The 12,835-nt window shown below is 46.2% G+C and carries 8 protein-coding genes; all 8 read left to right on the top strand.

Annotated features, from left to right (window positions below; all coding sequences use genetic code 11):
- Nucleotides 1-13 precede the first annotated feature (13 nt).
- The 8 genes from ON006_RS17035 to ON006_RS17000 all read left to right on the top strand — a co-directional run bounded on the left by ON006_RS17035 (nt 14) and on the right by ON006_RS17000 (nt 12,799).
- The gene (locus tag ON006_RS17035) at nt 14-1,330 is read left to right on the top strand and encodes a TolC family protein (protein ID WP_244820575.1); all 1,317 of its coding nucleotides are present in this window, start codon (nt 14-16) and stop codon (nt 1,328-1,330) included.
- Between the two features lie 33 nt (nt 1,331-1,363).
- Nucleotides 1,364-2,413, top strand: coding sequence for an efflux RND transporter periplasmic adaptor subunit (locus ON006_RS17030; RefSeq protein ID WP_244820574.1), 1,050 nt, complete (start codon nt 1,364-1,366; stop codon nt 2,411-2,413).
- Between the two features lie 21 nt (nt 2,414-2,434).
- Entirely contained in the window at nt 2,435-5,581 is a 3,147-nt protein-coding gene (locus ON006_RS17025) for an efflux RND transporter permease subunit (protein ID WP_244820573.1), read from the top strand.
- 458 nt (nt 5,582-6,039) lie between these two features.
- A complete protein-coding gene (spt, locus tag ON006_RS17020; RefSeq protein WP_244820572.1) occupies nt 6,040-7,245 on the top strand; it encodes a serine palmitoyltransferase in 1,206 nt (401 codons plus the stop codon).
- A complete protein-coding gene (locus ON006_RS17015; protein WP_244820571.1) occupies nt 7,242-8,363 on the top strand; it encodes a GNAT family N-acetyltransferase in 1,122 nt (373 codons plus the stop codon). The genes spt and ON006_RS17015 overlap by 4 nt, the downstream gene beginning before the upstream one ends.
- A complete protein-coding gene (locus tag ON006_RS17010) occupies nt 8,360-9,376 on the top strand; it encodes an NAD-dependent epimerase/dehydratase family protein (protein WP_244820570.1) in 1,017 nt (338 codons plus the stop codon). The genes ON006_RS17015 and ON006_RS17010 overlap by 4 nt, the downstream gene beginning before the upstream one ends.
- A gap of 96 nt (nt 9,377-9,472) precedes the next feature.
- Nucleotides 9,473-12,040, top strand: a complete 2,568-nt coding sequence (locus tag ON006_RS17005; protein WP_244820569.1) for a DUF5686 and carboxypeptidase-like regulatory domain-containing protein — start codon at nt 9,473-9,475, stop codon at nt 12,038-12,040.
- 27 nt (nt 12,041-12,067) lie between these two features.
- Nucleotides 12,068-12,799, top strand: a complete 732-nt coding sequence (locus ON006_RS17000) for a nucleotidyltransferase family protein (protein ID WP_244820568.1) — start codon at nt 12,068-12,070, stop codon at nt 12,797-12,799.
- Nucleotides 12,800-12,835 lie beyond the last annotated feature (36 nt).

Below are 12,835 nucleotides of genomic sequence, written 5' to 3'. Positions count from 1 at the left end.
TTGATCTACTGCTATGAAATTTAAATTTCATTTACTGGCCGTGCTATGCCTTTTAGCCACGCAAAGCCTGCATGCGCAGGACTACAATCTGAGCCAGTTGCTTGATCTGGCCATGAAAAACGATTTCAGCATTCAGTCTGCACGCCTTGACGAACTGAAAACCAATGCTAAGATTGACGAAGTGAAATCTGCCCTGTTACCGAGCGTGAATGTATCGGGTGATTATAAAAGATATTTCAAGATTCCCGGGCAGGTCGTACCGGCCAGTGCTTTCGGAGGACCGGAAGGTTCTTACAGCACATTGGCTTTTGGGTTGCCATACAATTTGTCTACTACGGCACAAGTAACTCAGAACCTGTACAATCCCTCCGTTAAATATGCTTTGAAAGCTGCCAACCTGAACCGCGAGCTGACATCATTGAGTACTGTGAAGACAAAAGAAGACGTTGCCTACAATGTAACAGACGCTTATTACAACCTTGTCACCGTGGTGCAACAAATGGCTTTTCTGGACAGTAACCTGGTGTCGCTGGACAAGCTTTATAAAGTCTCAAACCTTCTTTATCAGAACAAATTGGGCCAGAGAGTAGACGTAGACCGCATTATCATCAACAGAACTACAACAGAAACCCAGCTGGCTACATTAAAAGACAATTATAGTCAGCTGGTTAATTTGTTGAAATATTACACCGGAACACCGCAATCGGATTCTATTCGTATAGTAGTAAACGTTAGCGGTGTTGCGCTGCCGGCCCGGGATGGATTTGATGAAACAAGGCGTACTGATGTGGCGCTTTTACAAAAGCAAAAAGACCTGAACGAATTACAGGACAGGAACATTAAATCAGGATTAATTCCCACGGTAAATGCTTACGGAGTAGCCAATATGGCTTTTTATGCCAAAGCAGGGGAGAACTCCACTTTTCAGGATGTGCCGGGCTATTGGGCAGGTTTGCAGCTTAATTGGAGCGTTTTTGATGGACTTGCAAGAAGGGCCAAAAGAAGCCAGAACCAGATTGATAAGGAGAAATTGAATGTACAGTTGCGGCAGGTGAAAGAATCCATTCAAATGGAGGAGGCCAATGCTCGGAACAAGTTCGGGGTGGAGCAAAAGAACATTAACGCAAAGAAGGATCAGGTTGCACTGGCGGAACGGGTTTATAAACAGATCCAGCTTCAATTTAAAGAGGGTACTGTTTCTCTGACGGACGTCATTCAATCTGAAAACAGCCTCCTGGATGCGCAGAGCAACTATTTGACTTCATTAGTACAGTTGCTCAAAGCGGAACTGGAATGGAAAAAGGCCACGGGATCATTAATTCAAAAATAGTCAACACCATCATTATCTATCAACAGCCACATTATGAAACGTCTTTTTATATTTCTCGGTGTGATCGCCGTCATCGGCCTAACCGCAGCAAAGTTGCTGAGCAACAAAGAGCAGACAGCACAGAAAGTTTATGTTCCCGACCCGGACCCGAAAGTAGGTGTTAAAACAGCGGTGGCGGAAATGCGCAAATTATCTCAGGAATCGGCTTTTCTGGGCTCATTTACACCTAATCGCAAGGTCGAGATCCGTCCGCAGGCGGGTGGCGAAATCATTCGTCTGACAATCGAGGAGGGGCAATTTGTAAAGGCGGGGCAACTGATCGCCAAGCTGGACGATGAGCAACTACGTTACCAGGTGGAAGCTTTGCAAGTCACATTGGAAGGATATCAGAACGACCTGAAAAGATATGAAGTCCTGGTGAAGGGCGATGCAGTTCCGGCGGTGAACCTGGAAAGGACGCAGCTTAGTATTCGCAGCACGCAGGCGCAAATTAAACAACTGAACAAGCAGATCCAGAACACCAATATTATTGCGCCTTTTGGAGGGATCATTACTGCTAAAATGGTAGAAAAAGGTTCAGTAGTGAGCATAGGGACACCTATGGCGGAGATTACGGATATTTCTTCATTGAAACTGGTGGTTAACATCCCGGAGAAATCAATTAATGAATTTCGTACAGGTAAATCCATTGTCATTAAAACAGACGTAAATCCCGATGCCGACCTGAAAGGACGGGTGACGATGGTAGCCGCCGAAGGTGATGATGCGCACAATTACCCGGTAGAAATTACGGTGGCCAATTCGCAAAATCATCCGCTGAAAGCAGGTATGTATGGTTCCATCGCCAATTCGACAGACGTGAAAGGTGAGGCACTTTCCGTTCCGCGTCAGGCAATTATGGGATCGGCGAAGCAGCCGCAGCTATATGTGGTGGAGAATGGAAAAGCAGTGCTACGCTCGGTAGGGATCGGTTCTACCACGAACGATTACTATGAAATTACCAAAGGTTTGAAAGCAGGTGACAGGGTTGTTACGAGCGGACAGATCAATTTGCAGGATGGTACATCGGTCATTGCCCAGTAATTTATTCCAACAGACAGTATTATGAAATTTGTTGAAACCATATTAAAGCGTCCTTCGATGATTATCGTACTTTTTGCGATACTCTTCATCGGCGGATTGGCTTCCTACACGCAGCTCAGCTACGTGCTGTTACCCGAGTTTTCGGTACCAACCATCACCATTACTACATTATATCCAGGCGCGGCACCTACGGAAGTGGAAGCTGAAATCAGCAAGAAGATTGAGGATGCGGTGTCCGGCCTGGATAATATTGAAGAAGTTACCTCCAAATCATACGAAAGCGCTTCGCTGGTGATCGTGCAGTTCAAAGCTGGTACCGACATTGATAAAGCACTGGAAGATGCGCAGCGTGATGTAAATAACATGCTGAGTGACTTGCCGGACGATGCGGAAACGCCTTCTTTGTCCAAAATATCGCCTAGCGACCAGCCAATTATGCAGCTGCTGGCCACATCCAGTCTGCCCAACGAAGTGTTTTATCAGCAGGTAGAAGACAAGTACCTGCCTGTTCTTCAACAGATCCCGGGCGTTGCCGAGATCAATATGGTGGGTGGTGACCAGCGCGAGATCCGTGTGAATGTGAATAATGATAAGCTCAACTTTTACGGCTTGTCGCTGTTGCAGGTAACACAAGCCATTAACCAGGCTAATGTGGATTTCCCGACGGGGAAAGTAAAAAGCCCTTCTGAAAATATGACGCTTCGTCTGGCTGGTAAATTCGCTTCGCTTGACGACATTCGTAGCCTGGTGATCACGTCGCCTGTCAACGGAAGCCCGATTCGGGTAGGCGACGTAGCTGAAATTACCGATGGGCTCACCGATGCCGAGAGTATCAGCCGGTACAATGGCGTCAACGGGATTGGTATGTTTATCAAAAAACAGTCCGATGCCAATGCCGTGGAGATCAGTAAATCGGTTCAGGCGAAACTCGCTGCCATTGAAAAAGCCAATGCAAAGGACAAGGTCAAATTTGGGATTGCATACGACAGCAGCATTTTTACATTGGAATCGGTTGAGGCAGTTACCCATGACCTGATCATTGCGGTGATCCTGGTAGCGGCGGTAATGCTGCTTTTCCTTCATAGTTTCCGGAATGCATTCATTGTAATGGTTTCAGTACCAGCATCATTGATCGCCGCATTCTTGTTTATGTATGTGATGGGTTACTCGCTCAACCTGATGACATTGCTCGCATTGTCGCTGGTAATCGGTATTCTGGTCGATGACTCCATTGTAATATTGGAAAATATTCAGCGGCACCTTGAAATGGGTAAAGATCGCTGGACGGCCACGGTAGACGGTGTTACTGAAATCGGTTTTGCAGCATTGGCCATTACACTGGTGATTGTAGTCGTATTTGTTCCGATCACCATGGTTAATTCCGTGATTGCGGATTTGCTACGCCAGTTCTCGCTGACGGTAGCATTTGCGACAATGGTCAGCTTGCTGGTGAGCTTCACGCTTACGCCCTGGATGACCTCCAAGATGGCGCGTATCGAGCATCTTGATCCGAAAAATCCTGTTCAGGCATTTTTACTATGGTTTGAAAAAGGGTTGACCAAGCTGACGAAATGGTATCACGGAAGTTTGGAATGGGTTTTGAGCCACAAACTGGCCTTCTCGGGAATACTGATAGCCATATTCGCGATGACTGCCTGGGTAATGAGCCTTGGAATTATCGGTTCCGAGTTTGTTGCCGAAGGTGACCAGGGCAAGTTCCTGCTCACGATGAAGCTTGATAAAAGTGCTTCGCTGCAACAGAATAACCTCAATGCGAGAAGTATTGAAGACTATTTGAGGAAAAAACCGGAAGTGAAAACCATTTTTGCGAACGTAGGTGGTGCCAGTACCGGCTTGAACAGTTCAGGCCAGGGCGAGACCAATCGTACTGAGCTTACCATTGAGCTGGTTCCCGTGGAGGAAAGAAAGAATGCACAACCTACTGAGGACTATATGTTGGCAGTGAGGAAAGAACTGGAACAAAAGTTCGCAGGTGTGGAATTTAATTCCGCAGCGGTGGGTATAGTGAATTCCGGAACTGCCCCTATTGAGATATTCCTTAGCGGCGATAATCTCGACGAAATCCTGGTAGCGGCCAATGATCTGGCGAACCGTCTGAGACAAACGCCGGGAGCTAATGATGTGAATGTCTCGGTGGAAGCTGGAAATCCTGAGGTGAGGGTAGACATTGATCGCGAAAAAATGGCCAAGCTCGGTCTGGATATTCAGACTGTCGGAGCCACCATGCAGAACGCATTCGCAGGTAATGATGATTCCAAATACCGCGACAGCGGTGAAGATTATGACATCCGGATCATGCTGGATGCTTTTGACCGGAAGAATCCTGACGATGTGAAAAGCATCACTTTTTACAGTCCGGCGGCCAAGCGTCCGGTACGACTGGCAGAGTTTGCAAACGTCACATTGAGCACAGGGCCTTCGATCGTGGAACGGAAAAATCGACGTTCATCAGTGACTGTAACCGCTAATACATTAGGGATTGGTTCAGGAACGTTAGTGAGCAATATTCAAGCAGGTTTGGTGCAGCATCCGCTGCCATCAGACATTATTCTTACGTGGGGAGGAGATGCCAAGAACCAGAGTGAAGGGTTCGGATCGCTGGGTCTCGCGATGCTGGCAGGGTTGCTTCTGGTGTATTTTATCATGGTACTGCTTTACGACAGCTTTATCTATCCGTTTGTCGTATTGTTCTCCATTCCTGTTGCAGTGGTAGGAGCATTGCTGGCACTGGCATTATCATCCTCAAACATCGGGATTTTCGCCTTGCTGGGTATGCTGATGCTGATCGGGCTTGTAGTTAAAAATGCAATTCTGATCGTCGACTTTGCGAATCAGCAAAAAGCACAGGGTATTCCGTTCCGAAAGGCGATCCTGATCGCAGGTGAAGAACGGCTGAGACCGATCCTGATGACGACGATCGCAATGGTTATCGGGATGATCCCAATCGCCACAGCAACTGGTGCAGGGGCGGAATGGAAGAACTCGCTGGCATGGGTTTTAATAGGCGGATTGACCAGTTCGATGCTGCTTACCATCTATCTGGTACCTATGGCATACTATTTGGTCGACAGGGTGGGCGAAAAATGGACGGCATTCAGATTACGCACCGGTAAGGTACGGGAAAGTGTTGTGGTAGAGGAAATTTAGGAAATGTGTGTGGTGGTAACATAAAAAACTCCTGTTTTGCCTGATGAAAACTTGCCGGTCATTGAAGTTTAAAGTTGGTCAGGACTTGACAATTATAGGTGCGGTTAGTGAAATAAGGCAAAACATTTTTTTTCATTTTAACGGTAAAATACAAAATGAAGGGCATTTTTTTGAACTAGTGAGGCGGGTATCGGGTTATCAGTAAAATAAAATCCTGTCATGCCGGGGTACACCTCTTTTTCCCGGCCTCGCAAGACCTAGCTGCGGCGGATTTTAACGACTCAACAAGCAAGAAAATGACATTTTTTTACATGACTCACGATTTTCTAAAAAACTTAACCATGGAAAAGAAAGGCTACAACACCAACTGATCCTGCTGATCACTCTTAATCAGGCACCTTGCCTGAGGCCTGGTAGGCACCCCACTAAAAGAGCTCTTGATCCTGACACTAATTATTATGGGTAAAAAATTAAATAAGCGCATCGCCGAGTTCAAAGACGCGGCAATTATAAGAGAAAAAGGTCTTTATCCTTACTTCCGGCCAATAGAGTCCGGACAGGACACAGAAGTAATCATCAACGGCAAGCCCGTCCTGATGTTTGGTTCAAATTCATACCTGGGATTAACTTCCCATCCTTATATCATTGAAGCATCACAACGCGCCATTCAAAAATATGGCAGCGGATGCGCAGGTTCACGTTTTCTGAACGGTACATTAGATATACACGAAGAACTGGAAAGAAGACTAGCGACCTACACAGGAAAAGAGGCTTCTGTCCTTTTCAGTACCGGCTATCAGGCCAATCTGGGTGCATTGTCCAGCCTGACGGGCCGTAATGATTACCTGATCCTGGATGAAAGCGACCACGCGTCTATCATTGACGGTAGCCGTCTTTCTTTTTCGAAAGTGATCAAATATGCGCACAACGACATGAAGGATCTCAGAAAGAAACTGAGCCTTTTGCCGGAAGAATCTGTGAAGCTGATCGCTACCGATGGGATTTTCAGTATGGAAGGAGACATTGTCAAACTTCCTGAACTGAATGCAATTGCAGAAGAATTTGACGCTTCTGTACTGGTCGACGACGCTCATAGTCTTGGCGTGATCGGAAAGAATGGCGCAGGGACAGCTTCTTATTTCGGTTTGACCGAATCTACGGACCTGATCATGGGAACATTCAGCAAATCGCTGGCCTCGCTGGGCGGATTTATCGCCGGTGACGCTGAAACGATCGATTATCTGAAACATCGCGCACGCTCACTGATGTTCAGTGCGAGCATGACGCCGGCAGCAGTAGGTAGTACATTGGCTGCATTGGATATCATTGAATCAGAACCTCATCATATTGAACGCCTTTGGGCAAATACAAGATATGCAAAGGAGTTGCTGCTCGTAAATGGTTTCGATTTGGGTAAAACAGAAAGTCCGATTTTGCCGGTTTACATCCGTGACAATGAAAAGACTTTCCTGATGACCAAGCTGTTACAGGAAGACGGCGTATTTGTTAACCCGGTAGTTTCACCGGCCGTTCGTCCCGAGCATTCCCTGATCCGTTTTTCATTAATGGCAACGCATACATTCGGTCAGATCGAGGAAGCCGTTGACAAAATGGCTAAAATATATCGTCAAATCTGTCCAGAAGCTGTTACTGAAAAACTATGAAGCGAATTGTCCCCGTAAACTCTGCCAAGGAACTGAAATTATTCATCGATTTTCCACATGATCTTTATCAGAACGATAAAAATTATGTTCCGGAATTGTTCATAGCGCAGCAGGATATGCTTTCACCAAGCAAACATCCATTTTATGAACATTCGGAGGTTCAGACTTTTTTGGCATATGACGGGGATAAGATTGTAGGGAGGGTAGCAGCCATTTTTAATCGGAACCACAATGCTTTTACTGGTAGCAATGACGGTTTTTTTGGCTTTTTTGACACTATTAACGATCAGGAAACGGTTAATCTGCTGATAGGAGCGGCTGTTTCGTGGGTAAAGCAACACGGCGCGGGCGCCTTAATGGGCCCCGTGAATTTGTCAACCAATGACACCTGCGGTTTGCTGATCGAAGGTTTTGACAGGCCTGCCATGGCGATGATGGGTTACAATGCACCTTATTATCAGCAGTTGCTCGAAAATACGGGCCTTGTCAAGAAGACGGACCTGCTGGCTTATGAGATCAATGTCAATACAGCCAATGATAAGTCGGTCAGATTGATCGAGGCGCTGGAAGGAAGGTTGGAACGTAGCGGCATTGTTATCCGGAAGATCAATCTCAAAGATTTTAAAAATGAGGTGATCAAGATCAGAGAAGTATATAACAAGGCCTGGGATAAAAACCTCGGTTTTGTTCCGATGACAGAAAAGGAGTTTGATTACCTGGCGAAAGACCTGAAAATGATCCTGGACCCGAACTTCTGTCTGGTTGCCGAAAAGGACGGACAGCTGGTAGGGTTTGTGTTGGGGATACCCGATATCAATCAGATCCTGATCAAGATCAAGCGGGGACGTTTGTTACCGACCGGGATTTTTAAACTGCTTTTTGGCAAAAAAGACATTACCCGTATCCGTGTACTGACATTGGGTGTAATTGAAGGATACCGCAAAATGGGCATTGAGGCCTGTTTGTACGGCCACATCATCAAAAACACATATGGTACCAAGATCACCGGAGGAGAATGTTCATGGATGCTCGAAGAGAATTACCTGATGAACCATGCCATTGAACAGATCAATGGTAAGCTGTACAAACGGTACAGATTGTTTGAAAAACCAATATGAAAGAGCGTGTATTCATAACAGGGGCCAGTGGGTTCATAGGTTATCATCTGGTAGCGGCCGCGCTCAAAGCAGGTATGGAAGTACATGCAGCGGTGAGGCCTTCCAGCGACCTGACCTTCCTGAAAGAGCTTCAAAAAAGCGCTGAACCGGAAGCCCTGGTTTTTGTGAATACAGATTTCAGTTCAAAAGAAGCTTTAAGATCGTTGCTGGAAAAAGGGGGCTATACCTACATCATCCACGCAGCAGGTGTGACGAAGGCAAAAAATGCTGCAGCATATAACCTCGTCAATGCCGAATACTCGCTCAATCTGGCGCAGGCAGCCATGTCGTCTGATATTCCACTAAGGCGGTTTGTGCTCCTGAGCAGTTTGGCGGCCATTGGTCCCCTGGCTTATGCCGAGGAGCAGCCGATCACGGAGAGTACCTTACCCATTCCGGTGACGGACTACGGAAGAAGCAAGTTGTTGGCAGAGCAATATCTGGAAACCGTTAGTGGATTGCCGCTGAGCATTATACGCCCTACGGCGGTGTATGGTCCCGGCGAAAAGGATTTGTTTGTGCTTTTCAAAACACTGAGCAAAGGGCTGGACGCCTACATTGGAAAGGGGCCACAACGATTGAGTTTTGTATATGTAAAAGACCTTGTAGCCGCTACCATGGCTGCATTGACCGAAAGTCAAAAAGAAGTGACGGTGTACAACATCTCCGACGGAAATGCTTACGACCGTTATGCGCTGGCCGACCGTTTCAGTGAAATCAGCGGAAGGCATGTTTTTCGCGCTCACCTGCCAATGGTATTGGTAAAACTGATAGCGGTATTTCTGGATTTTGTTTATGGATTTTCATCAACAACACCGGTACTAAACAAAGAGAAGCTGAAAGAACTAACAGCTTCCAACTGGATCTGCAGCATTGACGCTGCGAGGAACAACCTGCAATACCGGCCGCAATATGATCTGCGACAAGGGCTTACGGAAACCCTGATCTGGTACAAAGAGAATAAATGGCTTTAATATTAAATGTGACCTTTTTGATCATAAACCGGGGTTCCGGCGTAAATGATGATACCAACTAAAGGGGCAGCAGGAAACACGTTATGATGTCAAAAAATGAAAACAATAATTAAGTCGGTATGGTTAAAATTCTTCCTGATCCTCTGTGTGTCACAGATCGGTTCCGGGGTTGCCATGGCGCAGACCACAACTATCAAAGGAACTATTACGGATGCGAAAACCGGTGAGACGCTGCCTTTCGTATCCATTCTGATACCCGGAACGACCATGGGGACCGCTTCCGACTCGGAAGGACGTTATGCCATGACGTTACGTGAAAATCACAGCACTATCAAGTTCACCTACGTGGGCTACCTCAGTGTGGAAAAGCCGATTGAAGCAGGCAAAAGCCAGGTCATCAACATTAAAATGTCGGTTGACGCCTCAATGCTGAAAGAGGTTACCATTAAAGGCAGAGGCCGCTACCGCAACAAGGATAATCCTGCGGTGCAGCTGATCCGTGAAGTAATTGCGCATAAGGACCAGAACAAAATGGCCAGCAATGAATTCGTGGAGTATGAGCAGTACGAGAAGATTTCGTTTGCATTGAGTAACCTTTCCGACAATTTCAAAGACAGAAGGATATTCAGGAATTACCAGTTTTTGTTCAAAGACCAGGATTCCACTGCCATGGGCGGCAAGAATATTTTACCTGCTTACATTCAGGAAAAGCTTTCGCAGGTTTATTTCCGCAAAAGTCCTTATACCAAAAAACAATGGGTACTTGCCAACAGACGCGCTGAATTTGATGCCAAATTCGTTGACAATGATGGTCTGAGCGCCTATTTCAACAGATTGTATGAAGACATTAACCTGTACGAAAACGACGTTTCGATCGCGACCAACCTGTTGCTGAGCCCGATCGCCAACACTGCTCCGACTTTCTATAAATATTTTATCAGGGATACGATCAAAACCAACACCCCGTGGCTGGTAGAACTCGGATTTGTACCCCGGAACAAAACGGACATGCTTTTCGAAGGTAAGCTGTTCATTACCCTGGACGGTAACTACGGTGTTCAAAATGCGTATCTGACAGTTAACAAAGACATTAACCTCAATTTCATGCGCGACCTCGAAGCGCGCCTGGAATATGAAAAAGGCCCCGACGGACGCTATCACCCGATCAAGACTACATTGGGAATGGAGTTTGCGCTGGGCGAGAAAAATGCAGGTTTTTATGGCCAGAGGGTAGTGAATTTTAAAAACTACCTGATCAATCAAAGCCGGCCGGACAGCGTTTACAGTGGTCCGCGCGAAGAAATTGTATTCAATCCTGAGATCAAAACGGGAGAATCTTACTGGAAGGGTGTAAGACACATTCCGTTGGAAAGAATGGAGCTGGATATCTACAAAAACGTGGATACGCTGCAAACGATCCCGTCGTTCCGTCGTACAATGGACATTGCGACACTGTTCTTGTCGGGTTACAAATCCTTTGGAATAGTGGAAATCGGGCCGGTGAATACGTTTTACAGCTTCAACCCGGTTGAAGGTTTCAGGCTTCGTTTTGGAGGAAGGACCACGACGGATTTAAGCAAACGGGTGTATTTCGAGACCTATGCGGCTTATGGCTTCAAGGATCGGAAATGGAAGTACTTTTTGAGTGGTACCTATTCATTCAACAACAAATCCGTTTACCATTTTCCACTGAATTATATCCGGGCGAGTTTTCAGCGCGATACCAAGATCCCGGGCCAGGAATTGCAGTTTGTTCAGGAGGACAACTTCTTGCTGTCTTTCAAACGAGGTGATAACAACCGCTGGCTGTACAATGATATTTATAAACTGGAATACGTTCGTGAATTTGAAAACCGGCTTTCGTATAAAATTGGTTTTACCCAATGGAGACAAACCCCGGCAGGTGTGTTACGGTACGAAAACTTTGACAGCGACAGTGCCCTGCAAAATGTGGGTGGCCTGAGCAACACGGAAGCAAATTTCGAGCTGCGTTATGCACCTCACGAGCAATATTACCAGGGGAAATTGTATAGGACACCTATTATCAACAAGTACCCGATCTTTACATTACGTTATAATGCAGGCTTGAAAGGGGTTTTTGAAGGACAGAACCGGTACCACAATGTAGCGTTGAACATCTCGAAACGCGTGTACCTGTCACAGTTTGGCTTTGTCGACGTGACGACGGAGGGCGGTTATATTTTTGGTAAAAACATATTGTTCCCGTTGCTAACGATCCACCGCGCCAACCAGACCTATGCGTACCAGCTGAATTCGTATAACCTCATGAACTTCCTGGAATTTGCGAGTGATCACTACGCCAGTCTGGACGTGCAATATTATATGAATGGCTTCTTGTTCAACAAGATACCATTATTGAAAAAACTGAAACTGCGCGAGGTTTTCAGTTTCAAAGGACTAGTAGGTGGCTTGCGGGATGAGAACAACCCGGCATTAAACCCGTCACTTTTCCGCTTTCCTGTGGATGCTGAGGGCAAGCCGATCAGTTATACCTTGTCGAGGGAGCCATACATTGAAGGTAGCGTGGGGATAGCGAACATTTTCAAGCTGCTCCGTGTGGACCTGGTCAAACGTTTTACATACCTGGACAACCCGAATGTTTCGGAATGGGGGATCCGGGCGAGGTTCAGGCTTGATTTTTAAGACAGAAGTTAAAAACACCAATTATATATGAATTATGCAATCATAGCGGCAGGAGAGGGTTCCAGATTGGCAAAGGAAGGTTTCAAACTTCCCAAGCCAATGGTAAGCCTTTACGGAGAAATGCTGATAGACAGGCTGATCGGGATTTTTATGCGCAATAATGCAGAAAGGATCAAGATCATCATCAATGAAGATTCAGCCAGTTTGGAAGGACATTTGTCCGAGCTTAGCCAGACCATGCCGATTGACATTATCAAAAAATCCACGCCGAGTTCATTGCATAGTGTTTACGAACTTTTGAAGACAGATCCTGACCTGGATTCAGTTTGCCTGACTACCACGGATACCGTTTTCAAAGAGGAAGAATTCAGCGCGTTCATTACCAAGTTTGAACAAAACCAGCAAATGGAAGGCCAAATGGCCGTTACGTCATTCATTGATGACGAAAGCCCATTGTTCGTGACCGTGGATGAAGACAACCTGATCACGGCTTTTACCGACGACAACAGCACGCATACTCCGTTCGTTTCGGGCGGAATTTACTGTTTGCGGAAAAAAGCCATTGAGAATGTAAACCGGGCCGTAGAGGACGGATTGAGCAGAATGCGGAATTTCCAGCGCCAGTTATTGGTAAATGGCGTAAAGCTCCGGGCATATCCATTTTCTAAAATTGTGGATGTGGACCATGTGAGCGATATCCGCACTGCCGAACTGTTTTTGAGACCTGAGAATGCGGCTTTGGAAATGATAACCAACTAATTGACACTAATTATTATTAAAGACCGGAGCGTATTG

Origin of the sequence: Dyadobacter pollutisoli, assembly GCF_026625565.1 — a bacterium.
GTDB lineage: Bacteria > Bacteroidota > Bacteroidia > Cytophagales > Spirosomataceae > Dyadobacter > Dyadobacter pollutisoli.
The sequence above is the reverse complement of the archived record's forward strand: the minus strand, read 5'-3'. Positions and strand labels throughout refer to the sequence as shown.